This is a genomic window from Monashia sp. NPDC004114, from assembly GCF_053603855.1.
On record NZ_JBSGGK010000001.1, the window covers coordinates 55,724 to 73,739 of the forward strand.

Annotated in this window: 13 protein-coding genes; 6 read left to right on the plus strand and 7 right to left on the minus strand. The window is 69.3% G+C overall.

Annotation, left to right across the window (positions count from 1 at the left end):
- The first annotated feature begins 106 nt into the window (after positions 1 to 106).
- Positions 107 to 2,035: a hypothetical protein gene (locus tag ACWEOW_RS00260; RefSeq protein WP_452267136.1), complete on the plus strand. Its 1,929-nt coding sequence runs from the start codon at positions 107 to 109 to the stop codon at positions 2,033 to 2,035.
- Positions 2,032 to 3,156, plus strand: coding sequence for an endonuclease/exonuclease/phosphatase family protein (locus ACWEOW_RS00265; protein ID WP_452267137.1), 1,125 nt, complete (start codon positions 2,032 to 2,034; stop codon positions 3,154 to 3,156). Before ACWEOW_RS00260 ends, ACWEOW_RS00265 begins: the two co-directional genes overlap by 4 nt.
- Here ACWEOW_RS00265 and ACWEOW_RS00270 read toward each other — a convergent pair.
- The 4 genes from ACWEOW_RS00270 to ACWEOW_RS00285 form a co-directional block, all read right to left on the minus strand.
- Positions 3,153 to 4,265: a DNA glycosylase AlkZ-like family protein gene (locus ACWEOW_RS00270; RefSeq protein ID WP_452267138.1), complete on the minus strand. Its 1,113-nt coding sequence runs from the start codon at positions 4,263 to 4,265 to the stop codon at positions 3,153 to 3,155. The genes ACWEOW_RS00265 and ACWEOW_RS00270 overlap by 4 nt on opposite strands.
- Before the next feature lie 166 nt (positions 4,266 to 4,431).
- Entirely contained in the window at positions 4,432 to 6,858 is a 2,427-nt protein-coding gene (locus ACWEOW_RS00275; RefSeq protein WP_452267139.1) for a M14 family metallopeptidase, read from the minus strand.
- A 253-nt stretch (positions 6,859 to 7,111) separates the two neighbouring features.
- Positions 7,112 to 8,182, minus strand: a complete 1,071-nt coding sequence (locus tag ACWEOW_RS00280; protein ID WP_452267140.1) for an alkaline phosphatase family protein — start codon at positions 8,180 to 8,182, stop codon at positions 7,112 to 7,114.
- A gap of 48 nt (positions 8,183 to 8,230) precedes the next feature.
- Positions 8,231 to 9,007, minus strand: coding sequence for a DUF427 domain-containing protein (locus ACWEOW_RS00285; RefSeq protein ID WP_452267141.1), 777 nt, complete (start codon positions 9,005 to 9,007; stop codon positions 8,231 to 8,233).
- A gap of 149 nt (positions 9,008 to 9,156) precedes the next feature.
- Between ACWEOW_RS00285 and ACWEOW_RS00290 the strand changes: the two genes are divergently transcribed.
- The 4 genes from ACWEOW_RS00290 to ACWEOW_RS00305 all read left to right on the plus strand — a co-directional run bounded on the left by ACWEOW_RS00290 (position 9,157) and on the right by ACWEOW_RS00305 (position 12,828).
- Positions 9,157 to 9,999: a polysaccharide deacetylase family protein gene (locus ACWEOW_RS00290; RefSeq protein ID WP_452267142.1), complete on the plus strand. Its 843-nt coding sequence runs from the start codon at positions 9,157 to 9,159 to the stop codon at positions 9,997 to 9,999.
- 231 nt (positions 10,000 to 10,230) lie between these two features.
- Positions 10,231 to 11,808: an LCP family protein gene (locus tag ACWEOW_RS00295; RefSeq protein ID WP_452267143.1), complete on the plus strand. Its 1,578-nt coding sequence runs from the start codon at positions 10,231 to 10,233 to the stop codon at positions 11,806 to 11,808.
- A 130-nt stretch (positions 11,809 to 11,938) separates the two neighbouring features.
- The gene (locus ACWEOW_RS00300; RefSeq protein WP_452267144.1) at positions 11,939 to 12,157 is read left to right on the plus strand and encodes a helix-turn-helix domain-containing protein; all 219 of its coding nucleotides are present in this window, start codon (positions 11,939 to 11,941) and stop codon (positions 12,155 to 12,157) included.
- 2 nt (positions 12,158 to 12,159) lie between these two features.
- Positions 12,160 to 12,828, plus strand: coding sequence for a Clp protease N-terminal domain-containing protein (locus ACWEOW_RS00305; RefSeq protein WP_452267145.1), 669 nt, complete (start codon positions 12,160 to 12,162; stop codon positions 12,826 to 12,828).
- 83 nt (positions 12,829 to 12,911) lie between these two features.
- On the opposite strand, the gene hcaB is transcribed toward ACWEOW_RS00305, so the two are convergent.
- The 3 genes from hcaB to ACWEOW_RS00320 form a co-directional block, all read right to left on the minus strand.
- The gene (gene hcaB / locus ACWEOW_RS00310; protein WP_452267146.1) at positions 12,912 to 13,721 is read right to left on the minus strand and encodes a 3-(cis-5,6-dihydroxycyclohexa-1,3-dien-1-yl)propanoate dehydrogenase; all 810 of its coding nucleotides are present in this window, start codon (positions 13,719 to 13,721) and stop codon (positions 12,912 to 12,914) included.
- A complete protein-coding gene (locus ACWEOW_RS00315) occupies positions 13,702 to 16,968 on the minus strand; it encodes an ATP-binding protein (protein ID WP_452267147.1) in 3,267 nt (1,088 codons plus the stop codon). The genes hcaB and ACWEOW_RS00315 overlap by 20 nt, the downstream gene beginning before the upstream one ends.
- Positions 16,969 to 17,191: 223 nt before the next feature.
- Positions 17,192 to 17,818 carry a GyrI-like domain-containing protein gene (locus ACWEOW_RS00320; protein ID WP_452267148.1) on the minus strand — a complete coding sequence of 209 codons (627 nt, stop codon included), beginning with the start codon at positions 17,816 to 17,818 and terminating at the stop codon, positions 17,192 to 17,194.
- Positions 17,819 to 18,016 lie beyond the last annotated feature (198 nt).

An 18,016-nucleotide genomic window follows, 5' to 3' on the forward strand; every position in this document is an offset into this window, starting at 1 on the left:
GGGCTCGCGAGAGTAGATGGTGTCTTTCTTGCCGATTCCGATGTACGTAAAGGGCGTCGAGAGGACTCTTTAGAGGGGAAGGACCGTTCGTATCGAGGAGTCCACCGTGTCGAGCCACGTCGCCGAAGGCAGCAAGAGGGCCCGTTTGTTGGATGCTGTGGCCTACCAGCAAGCCACTCGCGAGTGCGACGTCATCATGAAGGGCGGTATCACCAGCGGGGTGCTGTATCCCCTTGCGGTGTGTGAGCTGGCAACTGCCTATCGACTTCGCAATGTCGGGGGCACGTCGGCGGGAGCCATCGCAGCCGCGGCAGCCGCGGCTGCCGAGCATGGGCGTTCGTCCCAACTCCCAGGCAGCGGATTCCCGGGACTTGCCGCCCTGCCGGACTGGCTCGGCGCCGACGACAACCTCGTCAACCTGTTCCGACCGCCCAGGAGCACGCGCCGCCTCCATGGCCTACTGCTCCGTGCGGTCAAGCCCGGTGCGAGCCGGCTCGGCCTGCTCGTCGGGGTGGTCGCTGCCTCCTTCCAGTCGCGGCGATGGTGGATGCCGGTCGGGGGTCTGCTGCCGGGGGCGCTGCTCGTGACGGCTCTTCTTGTTGCCGACGCGACGTCGCCTCTCACCTGGATCGGTGTGGTTGTCGCGCTGCTGCTGGCCGTCATCGGGTTGGTCGTCGGAGCGGCGGCCGCGGTGGCGCTGGATGGGGGCGAGGCGATCGAGGGGAACATGTTCGGCCTCGTCTCCGGATCCAAGGCCTACGACGGCGGGGACTCACTCTCGGACTGGCTTGCCGACAGGCTGGATGCGCTCGCCGGGCACGACTCGGCCCGGGGGCCGTTGACGTTCGGGGATCTCTGGGAGGCGCCAGTCGGCGAACAGCCCGCAGTGAACCTGGAGATGCAGACGACCAACGTGACCGAGGGGCGGCCGTATCGGCTGCCTTACGACCTGGGCGACCGTTTCTGGTTCGACCCGGAACAGTTCCGACAGCTGTTTCCAGATCGGGTGGTGCAGCACTTGATCGACAAGGGCGGCGACAGGAACGCACAGGGGTTGGTGCCCCTTCCGCCGGCCCAGGATCTTCCAGTGGTGGTGGCCACTCGGATGAGCTTGAGCTTTCCGATCCTCATCTCCGCCGTCCCGCTTCACACCGTCGACCGATCCATGCAACACGGCACCGAGGAGGTCTTCGAACCGTCATGGTTCTCGGACGGCGGCATCACGTCGAACTTCCCGATCTCCTACTTCGACGCGATGCTGCCGTCGCGCCCGACGTTCGGGATCAACCTGCGCCTCTTCCACCCCGCGCATCCGATCAACGAAGACGACGAATGCGCGAACGTGTGGATGCCGCGGACGAACAGCAGCGGACTGCTCGAGTCCTGGTCACGCCCGCCGCAAGGTCAAGGGCTGCGCAGGGTCGCTTGGTTCCTGCACAGCATCCTCGATGCGATGCAGAACTGGGTCGACAACGCCCAGATGCGAGTCCCCGGATATCGCGACCGCGTGGTGCACATCTCGCATACCAAGAATGAGGGCGGCATGAACCTCGCGATGCCGCCGGAGGTGCTCACCAAGCTGTCCGAACGGGGACGTTGTGCTGGCGAGCGGCTCGTCAGCTACTACACGAACCCGCCGGACCCGCCCTCAGCCGGTCCGAGGAGGCGGGTGGTGTCCTGGGAGAACCATCGCCGGATCCGACTGCGCACCTCGATGGCCCTCATGTCCGGCGCGATCGTGTCGCTGTCCAAGCGCTTCGACGAGTCGTACGCCAAAGACCTTGACGGCCCGCTGAACGCCGCTCCCAGCTATCCGTTCACGAACCAGAGCCAGCAGGCCCTTGCCAAGTCGTTCATGGCGGGGCTCGGCGAGCTGGCACAGGCGATCGAGAAGGCCGATGCGCAGGGAGAGAACGTCGACCTGAGCGTCAAGGCGCCGAGTCCCGCTCCCACACTTCGCATCGCACCAGGCGCGAGGACTCCAAAAGCGCGACCAACGACCGGGCAGGACGACAAGGAGGCCAGCCGACCATGAGGATCGCATCGTTCAACGTCGAGAATCTCTTCGCCCGGCCGAAGGCGATGGACGCCCAGGAGGCGGACGACGCAACCCGGAAGAAGATCCTGGGCGCACACGCGAGGATCTCCGAGCTCTTCGAGCGCGAATCCTATGCGGGAGTCGAGCCCGAGATCCTGGCGGAGCTCGACACGCTGGGAGTACTCAACGATGACGAGGGCACGTTCGTGCGGCTGCGCAAGCTGCGGGGCTCACTACTGCGTCGGCCGATGAGCGGGCCGGTAACCCTGGTGGCCACGGGACGCGCCAGCTGGGTTGGGTGGGTCGAGCTGAAGACGGTCGCGGTGAACGTGCAGGCCACCGAGAACACCGCCCGCGTCATCACCGAGCTGGGGGCGCACGTGCTGACCGTGGTCGAAGCCGACAACCGCCCGGGACTCGACATGTTCTCCGTCGCCATGCTGCCGGCCGTCGGCGGCACGGCATACCCCGAGGTGATGGTCGTCGAAGGCAACGACACACGGGGCATCGACGTGGGCTGCATGGCCGCCGATGGGTACAACCTGGTGCAGCTCCGCACGCACATCTTCGACACCGACGCGCAAGGGCCGGTCTTCTCGCGCGACTGCTGCGAGTACCACTTCGAGACGCCCCAGAAGAACCGTCTCGTCATTCTCGCGAACCATTTCAAGTCCAAGGGCTACGCCTCGAAGGGCGACCCCATCGGCGCGAAGCGGCGCAAGCGCCAAGCCACCCGCGTTGCGGCAATCTACAAGCGGCTGCGGGCCGAGGGTATCGAGTTCATCGCCATCACAGGCGATCTCAACGACGACCCCTCCAGTGCCGCTCTGCGTCCGCTGGTCAACAACAAGGACCTCACTGATGTCAGCGAGCACCCCGCATTCGACTGGAACCACCGCAAGGGGACATACGGCTCCGGAAACGAGAAGGACAAGATCGACTACATCCTGATGTCGCCCCCGCTCTTCGCCAAGGTCACCGGAGGGGGCGTGTTCCGCAAGGGTGTCTACCGCGGGCCACGCACCAAGGACCCGTGGGACGTCTTCCCGACGCTGGAGAAGAAGGAGCAGGAGGCGTCCGACCACGCGGCCATCTACGCCGACCTCACCGACTTCTAGGCGAGCCTCACCTGAAGGTCCATGCCGAGGATGCCACCCAGTCGCTCCGCCTCCTGCTGAATGGCCTCGTCGGGTCGCCTCCGACCGCTCTGCCAGGAGATCGCGAGCGAGTCGCCCTTGCGCGCCCACGTGCCACTGACCACGCCGCCGGCGATGATCGGGTTGGCCTTGCGGGTCATGGCATCCCGCAGCGGGGCAGGGGTAACACCAACGTCCTTGGTGCCGGGGCCCATCACCCACTGGTCGTGGCCCGGAAGGAACCGCACGGCCTCCGACGGCCGCGCCGCAGTGAGCGACTCGACGTCCTCAGACACGACGTATGCCGTCATGCCCCCGACATCGACACCCGCCAGCCGGTCGCCGAGTCCCGAGATCCAACGGTCGAGCCGCTTGCGGCCGGCGCTCAGCCCGTTGCCGAGCCAGTAGTGCAGGTGGTCGAGCGTCGCCGGCCCGTAGGTCCGCAGATACGCCGTGATGGCGCGCGGACCCGCGTCCTCCAGGTCGGGGATGCCAGCCCACCGCGGGTTGCGGTCGAGCCGCTGAAAGGTGTGCTGGCCGTCGCGCGGTGGACCGAAGCTCATGTCCCCTTGCCACGTCAACGGCTTGATCAGCGTGCCCGCACCATCGTCGAAGACCGGTTTCAGGTGCCGGTACTCTCGACGCCGCGCCAGCGCGCCGCCGAGCTCGGCGATGGTCAGTGGCCCGTCGCTCAGCGCGTCCCGGACCGCAGCCCGGAAGTCCGGCCAGTCCTGCGGCGCAAGGCGATAGAAGTCCACCCAGCTCGGCAGCTCCCACTGCCGCCCGGCCGACCGCAGCGCGAGGTAGATGCCGCCGTCCTCGGGCGAGAGGTAGTGCATCGACCCCCGGAACGCGAAAGCCTTGACCACCGACCCGTCCGCCAGGGCCGTCGCGAGGTCGCCGGGACGCGACGTCGTGCTCCGGGTGCCGACGGCGAGATCGGCGAGCGACTCGTCCATGGACAGCACGGCACCGAGCCGTCGCACGACGCCGGCCGCCGACGCGGGCCCGAGCGGGTCGAGCAGGTGCCGCCCCATCCGCCACGCAAGTGCCTGCGGCCACGTGGCCGTGGCCTCGATCGCTGAGGTCATTTCCGCATACTCGCACCGAATCCGGACGGAAGACGTCCGGAGGCCGTTCGCTCACGCCGGCGGACAGAAGAGGACGGTATGCCGCTCGGCTGGCGCAAGCGGCATACCGTCCTCGGGTTTGTGGCAGGTCCCGCCCGGTGGGCGGAACCATTCACCAAGGTGGCGGCTAGCTGACTGCCACGAACTGGTGGTTGAAGTTCTGCGAGCTGCCGTCAGGCCGGTATCGCGACTCGGTGTTGCCGGCGATATCGGTGGAGAACCACCGCACCTCGGTCCGAGCGTTGACGGTCACCGCGCCGGCGCCTTCACGGAGCCCCGAGGATGCGAGCTTCGGCGAGCTCAGGGTCGGGCGGCTCCCGTCGAGCGTGTAGTAGACGGTGGACGGCTCGCTCGTGCTGAAGGTGAAGCTGGTCTGGCCGGCCTCCTGCTTGGTCACCACGAGGCTCGACTTGGGCGGGGTCGTGTCGGTCTCGTGGGCCAGGGCCACCTCGAGGATGCCGATCTGGCCGTTCGCGAACTCCATTGCCTCCTGGTGCCCTTCGGCGAACGGCGGCTGGAAGCCGACGGACCGGTAGCTCTTCGTCTGCGGGTCCCACACGTCCGCCCCGACCTCGAAGTCCCAGCCGATGATGCCGTGGTTGTACCAGAGCTCGTCGGCGGAGTTGCCCGCGGCTGAGTAGAGGACGTCGATGACCGGACCGGTCTGGCCGGGCCAGATCGCGGTGCCGCGCCAGGCCTTGACCGCGCTGAGGATGTGGTCGGAGGCGGCCCAGAAGAACTCCTCGGTGCCGAGCTCGACCGGTGGCAGCGGGATGCGCCCGGCGGCCTTGTAGGCGCCCGGAGGCCACATGAAGTAGCCGCCATAGGAGTGCGTGTTCATCGCGAACTTGATGTTCGGGAAGGTCTCCGCGAGCCACACCTCGTTGCGGGCCTCCGGCTCCGACAGCTCAGCTGGGCCGGAGTAGGTGCCCGACGTGCAGCTCGTCGTGGACGCGCCCGTATAGCCGTCGAACGCGGACCCGACCGAGAAGTTGCGGTTGATGTCGACACCCCACGAGGTGCGACGCGCGGGGTCGGAGTTCGCCGCGTCGCAGTAGTTCGTCATGTTCTTCCGCTGGGAGGCGAAGTCATACATGCTGTAGTGCGCGCCATCGGGGTTCATGGACGGCACGATGAAGATGTCGAGGTTGTCGACGAGTTTCCGGGTCGTCGGGTCGAGCTGGTAGTTGCGCAGCAGCCGCTCCGCCGCCTCGACACAGACGAGCGGAGTGACCCACTCGCGGGCGTGCTCCTGGCAGTAGAGGAAGACACCGGTCTTCGACCCGTTGCGGGTCTTGCCGATCCGAAGAGCCTGCATCTGGAACGGCTCTCGCGAGACCGATGCCGGCGCGTTGAGGTTGTCGGTCAGGCGGGTGCTCGCGGCGGCGGCCACGACACCTGCGCCGGCGTTGCCGCGGTAGGTGCTCGCGACCATCAGGGCGTTGGCGCTCGGGTTGGCGTTGATCGCACTGACGACCTGCGCCGCGGTCGAGGTGAGCGCACCGGAGCCGTTGGTGGCCAGGGTGACCGTGACGGCCTCGCCGGCGACCGAGACGCTGAGCGGCGAGCTCGCTGCGCCCGGGTTGACGAGGGCGACGCGGAGGTCGTTGCCGCCCTCGGACCCGTAGGCCTTCGAGGTGACGTAGAAGGTGCTGGCGGTCGCCGTGCCGAACTGGGCCTGCGCCGCCCGGCGGTAGCCGTTCGTCTTGTTCGGCAGGTCGACGAGCTCGGTCAGCGATGGGAACTCGGCGGCGAGCGACTTGATCCGGCCGTAGACCTCGGTCGGGTCCATGTAGTGGTCGACGAAGTCGGTGACGTAGTGCGGGCTCGGCGCCTTCCGCGCCGCACCGAGCCACTGCGTGACGGCGGCCGTGGCCGTGCCGCCCTCGGTGCTCGTGATGCGGACCTGCGACGGCTCCACGGAGATGGGGATGGGCGCATTGAAGCGGTGGTACATGTACTGGCCGTCGTCGACGAAGCGCGACATGGTCGCGCTGCCACCGGATCCCATTGCGGTGCCGGGGCCCGAGTCCCATTGCACCGTCAGGATGTTCTCGGCGGTCGGGGCGTCGGTCTTGACCTCCACCGAGATGAACCGCTGGTCGTCCAGCGACGTGAACCACTCGGACCGAAGCACGGTCAGTGAGTCGGTGCTGGCCAGGGCCTGAGCCTCGGCGGAGATCGCGGCGGAGCGCTGGGTCCGCAGACCAGCGACGTCCGACGGAGTCGTGATGGCGTCCCCGACGCGATATCCGAGCTGGCTGATCTCTTGTGCCTCAGTGGGATTCGCGACCACGTGGATCTCGACCCCACCATCGACGGGACGGGTGTACTCGGTGAGGTCGAAGCCGAGGCCGGCGAGCCGGTCGATGGCGGCTCCGTCCGGGACGATGACCTTGAGGAGGGAGGCCTCGGCTGGCTCGTCGCTCACCGTGTCAGCAGGCTGGCTGGCGGAGGTGTCTGCGAACGCGGAGCCGGTCGCCAGTGCGGGCGCGAGCCCGGCGACAAGGGCTCCAGCGACCAGCACGGATACGAGGCGTGGAGGATGTTTCATGGGCCACTTCCCTTTCGGCGCAAAGGAGCAAACCTGGAGCGGCCAGTATCGACCGGGCCCGGGAGGGCGGCAACATGTGCAGCGGCGTGCAACAAACTCTGTCCACTCGCCTGTCAAGTGGACAAGTCGGACGCCGTTACAGGGGCTTGTGTGGCCTTGGCGGCCTTCGGTGAACCAGACCATCGGTGGGTGCCGGCACGACGCTTCCGTCGAGCGTGACCAGCGGCGGCATCGGCTGGCCCAGCGGACCCGATCACGGCGCACTGGGATCGGGCTGGGGCAGCGGGTCAGGTGGTGTCGGCTGAGTGACGACGTCGCCGGGCGCCGGTGGGAGCGGCCGGTCGAGGCCCGGGTCGACCAGGTGCGCCAGCGACGGGGCATCGTCGACGCGTGGGACCTGCATCGGCGGCAGGCCGAGCAGGTCGATGATCGTCTTGGGAATGCTGGCGTGCGAGTGCCATTGGGCGTCGATGTGCTGACCGACCTTGCCGCCGAACATGACCAGCGGGACGCGCGAACCTCCGATGGCGGCATACCCGTCCGGGTGCAGCGCGTCGGGGACCGTCTCGATGGCCGGGGTCGGCACCGAGTCGGCGTAGCCGCCCCAGTCGTCCCAGGTGAGCACGAAGGTGGTGTCCTGCCAGCCACCGCCGTCGATGACAGCCTGGACCCGCTGCCACACGAGGTCATGGCCTTTGGTGACGTAGTCGGGGTGGCTGACGAAGGGAGGGTGCTCGTCGTACCCCGCCGGGCTCCACACGTAGCAGACCTGTGGAAGGGTGCCGGCCTTGGCCATCGGGACGAACTGGCTGGGCGGGAGCACGTTGGCGTTGCCGGGCGCCGTGGTCAACGAGGCGTAGAACTTGGTGGGGTAGCCGGACTGGTCGGGAAAGGCCGCCCACCCGACCCCCGCGGTCTGCGCGACGGTGAAGATCGACGGCAGGTCCCAGACTGGGTGCGGGCCGGTGAACGGCGGGTTCTTCAACGTCGGCATCTGCCCGCCGACCGCGAGCATGTGACCCGGCGTCGAGTTCGACCCCGACCCGAAATGGTGGTCGCAGAAGACGAACTGCTTGGCCAGCCAGGCGTAGAACGGGATCACGACGTCGGTGTCCACCTGTGCCGGAAGCGCCGGGTAGTCGCCCATCGAGTAGTGCACCCACGCGTTGCGGTCGTGAGGCTGGTCGAAGTCCGGGGGGCTGGCGAGCAGCGCCCCGTTGTTCGCGACGACGGCGCCCCACGCCGCCATCGTCGCGAAGTAGAAGTCCGTCGTCTTGTTCTCCTGAAGGAACACGATGACCCGGTGCCCAGGAATTCCGTTCATGTATGCCGCCTCCCGGCCTCAGATGACGCGGTCCGCCGGCGATCCTGGTCAGGGACGGCCAGGCATGGAGACATCTACGGGCTCGCCGTCGACGATCACGGTCGCGGGTCCCCAGAAGCAGACGAGGTCCTTGACCGGGAGCGCATCGTGGAGCGGATCGGGGTAGAACCAGGCCACGTCAGGGGCGTCGTCCGCACTGAGGTACGAGGCGACTCCCTTGTAGGCGCAGACCGTGTGCGTGTCCGAGGGCGTCAGCAGGTCCATCCGGATGTCCTCGCGCGGGAGGTACCACCGCACCGGCAGCTGCGTCTCGATCAGCATCAGAGGCCGGGTCGACTCCGCGACGGTGACCCCACCGACGTGGACCTGGACGTGGCGGTCACTGCGCAGCACGTCGATCCGCTTGAACGGGTCGTGCGGATGGGCCATCACCGGCTCGTCCTCCTCCATCCACGTGAAGGGCTCCCAGCGCACCAGGACCCGGCCATCGAGGTCGGGATCATCAGGCCGGAAGGCCACCTCACCACGGCCCTCCAGATGGAGTGACCGGCCCGGCACCGTGTGCCAGTCGTTGTGCAGAGGCGGCAGCACCGGAGCGGAGAGCTCGGGCACCGGGGACGGGTCGTGCTCGGTCAGCTCCAGGTGAAGATCACCCGGTGGCACGGCATACCAAGGGACGACGCGGCGCGGCTCGTAGACGAGGACGGCGTCGCGGGTGTCCATGGCCGTCTGACCGTCGAGGAGTGCCCGCAGTCGCTTCGGAGTGGCGGTGTAGCGAAGCTCGGTGAGCCCGCTGAACCACTGCTGGTTCAGGTCCATGGCCATGCATTCAGCATGAGCACGCCCGTGGCCGTCTGCAAGCAGGCTTCGTATGCCGCAGGGCTCGCCGGGCGCCGTCCGCGGCTGAGTGGTTCGGCGCGTCCTTCGCGCTGACCTCTCAGGGTGAAACCAGCGTCGAGGAGTATGACTCGGGCATGGCCGCCGGACCCCGCCCCACGCGCCGCGCCGTCATGACGGCCGCCGCGGTGGCACTCGGGTCGGTCGGCCTCGACGCGTGCGACACCCCGCCGCCGCCGTCGCCGTCAGCCTCGCCGTCAGCCTCGCCGACGACGGCCGGCCACCCGACGACGACCTCACCGACCGCGCCCGGCTCGCCCGCCGGCATACCGACCGGGTCGAGCGCGGCCGCGCCCGCGGTGCTCGAGTCGACTGGACCCGACATCCAGACGGGACCCGCAGGCGCGCCCCGCGTCGCGCTCACGTTCCACGGGGCAGGCCCGGCCGAGCTCACGCTCCGCGTGCTGGACATCACGCGAGCACACGGCGCGAAGGTGACCGTGTTCGCCGTCGGCACGTGGTTGCAGGCGAGCCCGAGCCTCGGCCGGGCGATCCTCGCGGGCGGTCACGACCTGGGCAACCACACGTACAGCCACCAGCCCATGAAGCGCCTCACGCCCGCCGAGGCGGACCTCGAGGTGAGCCGTGGCGCTGCTGCGGTAGCGGCGGTCCGCGGCAGTGCGGGCCTGCTCTTCCGGCCGTCCGGCACCCGGCTGAGCACTGGCACGATTCGCGCGGCCGCGCTCGCAGCGGGCTACCACCGGTGCATCTCGTACGACGTCGACCCGCTCGACTACCTCGACCCGGGCGCGGCGGCGGTCCGCGACCGGACCCTGGCCGCCGTCCGGCCCGGGAGCATCGTCAGCCTGCACCTCGGACACGCCGGGACGGCGGCGGCCCTGCCCGGCATCCTCGACGGCCTGCAGCAACGCGGGCTTTCCGCGGAGACGATGACCGAGCTGCTGGCTGGGACCAGATGAGGCGGGCGTGACCAACCGGACGCGACCAACCGGGCGCGACCAACCGGGCGCGACCAACCGGGCGTGTCCCGGCATGCCGTTCGACGGCACGATGCGCTTGCCGGTTGGGCCCGCTTCCCGGTCGTCTTCCGGCTCGCTGTGATGCAGGTTCCACCAATTCGTGAGTTGACTATCAGGGGATGGTGTCAGGATGTCCCTCGGTTCGTGTGTGCGAGCCGATGAGAGGCCCCGATGACCCAACCAGACGCGCACGATCCGGCGCCGCAGACTCGGAATGCCCTGCGCCGTCAGTCGATTGCGGCCTTCCGTCGCGCGCTCGGGCTGACCGCCCTCGGCACCATCCTTCCGGGAGCGGGCCTTACGCAGACCCGCAGCCGCAAGGCCGGCTGGACCCTGCTCGCCATCACGATCCTCGGGATCGCCGCTGCGGCGTACTACGTATTCACGACCGGTGTGACGAACGTGGCGCTGTCCCTCCTCGCTCGGCCCTCGGCCCTGCAGGCGCTGACCATCGGCTCCATCGCCGGTGGTCTGCTGTGGTGCGGCTCGATCATCCTCACCGCGGTCCGGTCGCGGCCGGCGAGGCTCGACCGCACGCGGACAGTCATCCTCGCCGGCTTCACGACGCTCATGGTGTCCGCGGTCGCCGCGGGCTGCTTCAAGGTCGCCGAGTATGCCGCGATGACCCAGAGCACCATCACGACCGTCTTCGACACCACGCCCGATCTTCCTGTCCTGCCTGGCCACGGCACCCCGGCCGCCGAGAATGAGGACCCGTGGGCCGGCCAGTCCCGCGTCAACATCCTGCTGCTCGGCTCCGACGCCGGCGTGGGCCGGACCGGCACCAGAACCGACTCGATGATCGTTGCCAGCATCGACACCAAGACCGGCCGGACGGCACTGATCTCGCTGCCGCGCAACCTGCTTCGCGCACCGCTGCCCAAGAACAGCCCGCTGCGGGGGCTCTATCCGAGCGGCGTGTACGGCGCCCCGAGCTGCTACCGGCTCCAGCGGGACCCGAGCCATTCCGACTACTGCTCGCTCAACGCGGTCTGGACCGAGGCCGACCAATGGCACGCCGACCACCCGGGCTCCTATGCCGGCGTCCGGGTGCCGGGACGACAGGAGATCCGTGACGTCATCCAGGAGATCGTCGGCCTGCGGATCGACCACATCGTCGTCATCGACCTCAAAGGCTTCCAGCAGCTTGTCGACGCCATGGGCGGCATCTACATCGACGTGAAGCCCAGCGGCACCGGGCTGCCTCTGCCGATCGAAGGCCACAGCGACGGCCACGGCGGCGTCGTCGGCGAGACGGGCTTCTTCAAGACCGGCTACCAGCACCTCAACGGCTACTACGCACTCTGGTACGCCCGCACCCGGGCCGCGGACGACGACTACTTCCGGCAGCAGCGTCAGCGCTGCGTCATCAAGGCGATTGTCAACCAGGTCAACCCCGCCCGCATGCTGGGCGAGTACCCGAGGCTGCTGCAGATCGCCAGGGACAACATCTACACGGACATCCCGGCCCAGAGCCTGCCGGCATTCGTCGACCTCATCGAACGCGTCCAGAAGTCGACAATCACGAGCGTCGCTCTCACCGCGGCGCAGGGCATCGACAGCAGCGACCCCGACTACGCCCGGATCCGTCGACTCGTCGACAAGGGCGTCACGGCGCCGGTCCCACCCAAGCCTTCGTCGCCCGCTACATCGACGACGTCCACGTCGTCATCCTCCACGTCCACGCACTCAGCAACGAAGCCCCCGAGCCGGACGGCGACGACCCAGCCGGCCTCCGAGTGCGACTGACAGGGACATCTTCCACGACTGGAGCCGAGCGCCGCGGCGCGTCAGCCGGCCGCACGAGCCGTACGCCGGCCACGCTCGGGCGCCGTCAGCATATGTTGACGACCATCTAGCGTCAGCATATGCTGACATCATGGAATCCACACTCCAGGTAGCCGAGGGCGCGGCCAGTAACGATCCCGAGGTCGGCCTGCGCGCGGTCGCCGCGCTTCGCGCCCTCGCCGAGCGCTTGGAGCTGCTTCAGGTCCGGCAGGCGCGGGAGCTCGGCTGGTCGTGGCAGGAGATCGCCACGCGCCTCGGCGTCACCAAGCAGACCATCCACCGCAAGTACGGCCGCGTGATCGGGGGCTGACGATGTTCGAACGCTTCACCGACACGGCCCGCGGCATCGTCGTCCGGGCCCAGGACGATGCCCGGCGGCTGGGGCATGACTTCATCGGAAGCGAGCACCTGCTCCTCGCGGTAGCGGCGACCGACGAGCCGGCCGGCGCAGTCCTGCGCGGCTCCGGCATCACGCCCGAGCGCGTCGAAGCGGAGATCCTGCGTACCGTCGGGCGAGGCCCGGCAGCCGACCCGCTGAGCGGACTCGACCGAGAGGCGCTGGCCTTCATCGGCATCGACCTGGACGTCGTCCGAGCCAGGATCGAAGCGGCGTTCGGTCAGGACGATCCCACCCGAGACCATCTCGCCGCGCGCCGCGGCAGGCGACCCACACGCGGAAAGGGGCCGCTGGCCGAGATTGCCCGCCGCGCCCGGCGCAGACGCGGCCGCAGCGACGAGTCCCTGGTCGCTGGCTCGGCTTACTGCGCCCACCTGCGGTTCACCCCGCGGTCCAAACAGAGCCTGGAGCTGGCGCTCCGTGAGGCGAAAGCGCTGCACGACAACTACATCGGCGTCGAGCACCTCACGCTCGGTCTGCTTGCCATGCAGGAGGGCACCGTTCCGGGGATCCTGTCGACGCTTGGCTCACCGGCGATGTCGCTGCGCGCCGCCGTCCTCGCCACGTATCGGAAGGCGAGCTGAGCTGCGCCGGCCCAGCCGACGCACCCGTGTCGGGCGGCGACAGTCCTGGCCCGGCCAGGGCACGCCGACCAGACGATGACCCCTCACGGCGCCATGGACGGAGGCATCATGCCTCGCACCGAGAAGCCGCCGTCGCACTCGACCACGGCTCCCGTGGTCGCGGCCGCGTTGACGCGCGACGCGAGCTGGACGAAGTGGCCCGTGTAGTCAGCCGGGTCGGGCAGGAACTGCATCGGCAGCAGGGCGCGTGCCAGCTGGTCGAGGTCAGGCATCGAGTCCAGGGTGCGGTCGGCCATGCCCATCGCGCCGGGGCCGCGGATGTCGGTGCGCATGAAGCCCGGCGCGACGCCGTTGACGCGGACGTGCGGCGCGAGCTCGAAGGCCAGCTGTTCGACCAGGCCGACGACGGCGTGCTTCGAGGCGGTGTAGACGACGCCGCCGATGCCGGCGTTTCGGACTGCCAACGAGGCAGTCAGCACGACGCTGCCACCTGATGCGATGAGGGCGTCCACCGCGGCCTTGATGCCGAGGATGTAGGCCTTGACGTTCACCGCGAACAGCTCGTCGAAGCCGCGGCCGAGTGCCTCCATCGGAGTGTCCACCAGGCGAGCGCCATAGTCGAACAGGCCCGCATTGCCCACGAACGTGTCGAGCCGGCCGAACGCTGAGAGAGCCGCGTCGACCGCCCGTTCGTTGTCAGCGGCAACGGTGACATCGCCCACCACGCCCACCACGCTGCCGCCGTGGGCGGACTCCACCGCGGCGACCCGCTCCGGGTTCCGGTCGAACGCGAGCACCCGTGCGCCCTCTGCCACGAACCGGTCCACCAGGGCACGCCCCAACCCCGACCCGGCGCCCGAGATGAGCGCCACGTCACCTTCCAGCCAGCCCATACTGTCCTCCCTTGTCGTCCGCCGGCAGCGCGCCGGCGTAGCCTTCGACCACTTCGAGTGCACGCAGTGCCAGCGTCACCGGGTCTGCTTCCCGGAGAGGCTCATTCGCCTCCAGGAGATGTTCACGTCCGCCCGAGGCCGACCGGACGGCCGCCAGGTCGTCGGCCTGACGCTGGGTGGTCACGGCTCCGCACGAGCTGCGCAGCCTCGTGGCCTCGCGGAGCAGGACGGCAGCGGTGCGCGGGTCGGCCTCTGCCAGGACGGTGGCGGCCCCGACGAGCGACTCGGCAACACCGAGGTGGTCCCCCATGTCGCGTCGTAGCTCGAGGGCGACGCGGTGCACCCGGGCCGCCTCCGGGACCCGGCCCGCGGCCAGGCTCACGCACGCCAGCCCCCACATGCTGTTGCCGCGATGGCGGGGGGCCGCCTCCGTGACGGGGTGCTCCTCACCCGCGCGGAACTGGTCAGCAGCCGCCTCCAGCCGGCCGCGGGCCAGGGCCACCACGCCCAGGACCCATCGCGGAAAGGTCGATCGCATGGCGTGTCCGAGGGTGGTCATCGCCAGTGCGGACTCCGCCAGCCGTTCGGCCGCGGCGTGGTCCCGCCGCTCCAGAGCGATGCAGGCCTGGGTGCAGAGCACACCTGCGATCTCGGCAGGTGCCGCCAGTCCTTGCGCGACGACGAGGGCGCGCTGCGCGTCCACGTCCGCCTCCGGGAAGCGGCTCTGCCGAAGGAGGCTCTCGGCCCGCAGGCGCAGAGAGCTGGACAGCGTCCTGCGGTTGCCGAGGTCCTCGGCCAGCTCCACCGCCTCCGAGGCAAGCCGCTCGGCAGTGGCCAGGTCGCCGGTGAGGAGGGAGACCCAGCCGAGCTCGCACAGCAGCAGGGGACGGGCCGACAGGTCGCCGATCGTCGAGGCGAGACCGAGCGCCCGGCCGTAGAGATCCATCGCCTGCTCGTAGCGACCGACCCACAGGTCGATCTCCGCCCGCGAGCCGAACAACAGGCGCAGCAGCTGGTCATCCTGGGCGTGCTCCGCGGAGAGGATCGCTCGGTCGAGCAGGTCACCCGCCTCGTCCTGCCGACCGCGGCTGCCCGATGCGATCGCGAGGCTGCGCAGTATGCCGGCTGCCACCCTCTCGTCGCCCGCTCGCTCGGCGTGTCCGAGGGCTTCCTGCCAGAGCTCCTGCGCGCCGTCGAGGTCGGATCCCCGGAAGGCGACATACCCCTGCCCGGAACGGGAGCGCGCGAGGGTGACCTCGTCGTTGTGACGCGTGGCGATCTCGACCGCGTGCTGGAGACACTCCTTCGCGGCGGTCGTCTCGCCCTTGAGGATCAAGAGGTTCCCGAGGGCGGCCAGGGCCGGTCCGCGAAGCGGTTCGTGGAGTGGTTCGTGGAGGGGTTCGTGGAGGGGTTCGGCTCCATCGGGCAGGTCGAGCGCCTGACGCAGGTGGGCGACCCCGGCGCTCCAGTCCCCGTGCGAGACCCAGAACGGCGCCATGGCCGCAGCGGTGCGGATCGCGCGGTCGGTGTCCCCCGCGCTCACGGCGGTGGCCAGCGCCTGACGGATGTTGTCCAGGTCTGCCAGCAGATCGGCTCTCGCCTGATCGTGCCCGCGCAGGCCGAGGTCGTGGCCGAGGGTCTCGGCGCGGCGGGCGAACCACTCGCGGTGGCGCGAGGCCAGCTCGTCGGCCTCCCCCGACCCGGTCAGCTCGAGACCTGCCAGCTCGTGCACCGAGTCGAGCATCGTCCAGCGCTCCATGTCGTCGCCGGAGGACAGCAGGGAGCCACGACGCAGCCTTCGGAGCAGCTGCGGGACGGACCGTTCACTCAGAGGTGGCACGCCGCATACGGCTCTCGCTGCGTCGATCGTGCCGGTGCGCGCGAAGGTGGCCAGGCGGGCGAAGAGCAGGCGCTCGTCGGGCCCGAGCAGGTCCAGGCTCCACTCGAGCGCTGCTCGAAGCGTCTGGTGACGACCTGGCGCGGTCCGGCGACCGTAGGTGAGCAGCGAGAAGCGGTCCGACAGTCCGTCGAGGACGCCGGTCAGGGAGGTGTCCGCCAGCGCTGCCGCGGCGAGCTCGATGGCCAGCGGTAGGCCGTCGACGTGCCGCACGATCGCTGCGACGTCGGCCGCGTTCACGTCGGAGACTCGAAAACCCGGGCGCACCAATGCCGCTCGCTGCTCGAACAGGCGGACAGCGGCGTCTGCCTCCACGTCCTTCGCGGTGTTCGCGGCCGCGGGGTCGGGAACGGGAAGGGGGCTGAGGCGCCAGACGACTTCGCCGTCGATCGCCAGGGGCTCCCGGCTCGTGGCAAGGACTGCCAGGTGCGGGCTCCGCTGAGTCAGCTCTTCGGTGAAGGCCGCGACCGCGTCGAGCACCTGCTCGCAGTTGTCCAGCACGAGGATGGCGGACCTGCCGGAGAGGTCGTCGATCACCAGGTCCTCGAGGCTGCGCCCGGGCACCTCCGACACCTGGCGGACGGCGGCGATCGCGCTGGCGACGGCCTGCCGATCTGTCGCTGCGGCCAGCTCGACCAGCCAGGCGCCGTCGTCGAACTCGTCCATCACGTCGAACGCGACCTGCACCGCCAGGCGCGTCTTGCCCACCCCGCCCAGCCCGACGACGGTCACGACCCCCGTCTGGCGAATGAGGTCGGCCAGGCCGCGCCGCTCGTCATCCCGGCCCACGAAGGCCGCCCTGTGGAACGGCAGGTTGTGCTGGACTACGCCGTGGACCCGCAGCGCCGGGAACTCGCGTCGAAGCTCGGGGTGGCACACCTGAAGCAGGCGGGCGGGTGCCGTGAAGCCTCGGAGCTGGAAGGACCCGAGCACGGACAGCGTCACGTCCGCCGGTAGGTCCGCTGCCACCGCGGTTGCCGTCGCCTCCGAGAGCAGGATCTGGCCGCCATGCGCCGCCGCGCAGATCCGCGCGGCCTGATGGAGCCCCAGCGAGACGTAGTTGTCCCCCGTCGGCGCCGCCTTGGCGGTGTGCAGCCCCATCCGCACGCGGATCTCGGCACCGGGCGGCCACGGGTGGGCCCACAGCGCGCGCTGGCCGTCGACACACCCGCGCAGAGCCTCGGCGGCGTCGTCGAACGCCATCACGAGAGCGTCGCCTTCGGTGGCGACCTCGACGCCGCGATGGGCAGCGAAGGCCTCTCTGAGCAGGCCCGTGTGGATGGCGAGGAGGCCGACGTAGTCATCGCCCAGCTCCCGGAAGAGCCGCGTGGACGACTCGATGTCAGTCATGACGAACGTGACAATCCCGGCAGGCAACCGGCGTTGTGCCTCAGCCGCCTGCACCGTGGGACTGTCCAACGCGCCTCCGACCGGCGACTCGCCGTCATGACGAGGTTCGATTAGGTCCGGTTGAGACGAAAGATAGCCCGGGGACGGCGCGGCCGTATGCGGATTCTGGTTGCTGCGCGCGGGCAGCCTCCCACACATCAGAGGCCAGGTGCCCAGCGTTCGGTCAGCTCACGGCATACGGCTGTCTGATGATGGTGCGCAGCTTCTCCGGTGCCGACCGGCGGGGATCGCCGATGTAGATCTCGTGGTGCTTGTGGCTGTGGCCAGGGCCATCGAAGGTGAACCCCTGCTCTCGGATGAACTCGTGCAGTCGGGCGATCGTCGGCGCCTCGGTGGCATACGGCCCTACGTGCAGCACCTGCGCGGCGGCCCCTTCCTCGAAGGAGACCAGCCTCAGCTGCGTGGCAGCAGCGATGGACTTCTTCGCCGCGGCCTCCTGCGCGAGGCGTGCGACGAGGTCAGCCGTCACGGCGTCGGGTTGGCGGATCATCATGGTCCAGTCCCACGCCGACTTGTCGCCTGTCAGAAAGGTGCTCATGTCCTCGGCCCACCAGAGCCCTTCGAGCGGGGAGACCTTGAAGTCCGGGCCACCGGCCTTCTTGAGGGCGAACTTGGCTGCATAGGACACCGAGTACAACGCCTGGACCGCCGCGGCATAGGCGGGGCTGGTGTTCGGGTCGCCGTGCCCGTCGAGGCACAAGAACGTGAGGCGTGGCACCCGCACCAGTCGTGGTGTGGTCGTGGCGCGGTACAGCAGGTCGATGTGCTCGCTGTCAGCCGTGATCGTCATGAGTGCCTCCTGCTCCCAGACTGCTGGGCGTCGACAGGAGCGCGCCAGTGCCGAAGGGCCCATGACTCACGACGTCATCGGCTCAGCTCGTGGCCTGCGGCCTCGTATCAGGCGAAGCGGCGCAGGCGTCTGGAATGCAGACCGACCCGCCGACGAGGCGACAGCCAGTAGAGCCCGCGAGCAGGTCGCAGACATGAG

Coding starts and splice junctions, on each gene's coding strand:
- ACWEOW_RS00275 (WP_452267139.1), bottom strand. CDS start 6,858: ATGAAACATCCTCCACGCCTCGTATCCGTGCTGGTCGCTGGAGCCCTT.
- ACWEOW_RS00265 (WP_452267137.1), top strand. CDS start 2,032: ATGAGGATCGCATCGTTCAACGTCGAGAATCTCTTCGCCCGGCCGAAG.
- ACWEOW_RS00315 (WP_452267147.1), bottom strand. CDS start 16,968: ATGACTGACATCGAGTCGTCCACGCGGCTCTTCCGGGAGCTGGGCGAT.
- ACWEOW_RS00305 (WP_452267145.1), top strand. CDS start 12,160: ATGTTCGAACGCTTCACCGACACGGCCCGCGGCATCGTCGTCCGGGCC.
- ACWEOW_RS00290 (WP_452267142.1), top strand. CDS start 9,157: ATGGCCGCCGGACCCCGCCCCACGCGCCGCGCCGTCATGACGGCCGCC.
- ACWEOW_RS00320 (WP_452267148.1), bottom strand. CDS start 17,818: ATGACGATCACGGCTGACAGCGAGCACATCGACCTGCTGTACCGCGCC.
- ACWEOW_RS00295 (WP_452267143.1), top strand. CDS start 10,231: ATGACCCAACCAGACGCGCACGATCCGGCGCCGCAGACTCGGAATGCC.
- ACWEOW_RS00270 (WP_452267138.1), bottom strand. CDS start 4,265: ATGACCTCAGCGATCGAGGCCACGGCCACGTGGCCGCAGGCACTTGCG.
- ACWEOW_RS00300 (WP_452267144.1), top strand. CDS start 11,939: ATGGAATCCACACTCCAGGTAGCCGAGGGCGCGGCCAGTAACGATCCC.
- ACWEOW_RS00285 (WP_452267141.1), bottom strand. CDS start 9,007: ATGGCCATGGACCTGAACCAGCAGTGGTTCAGCGGGCTCACCGAGCTT.
- hcaB (WP_452267146.1), bottom strand. CDS start 13,721: ATGGGCTGGCTGGAAGGTGACGTGGCGCTCATCTCGGGCGCCGGGTCG.
- ACWEOW_RS00280 (WP_452267140.1), bottom strand. CDS start 8,182: ATGAACGGAATTCCTGGGCACCGGGTCATCGTGTTCCTTCAGGAGAAC.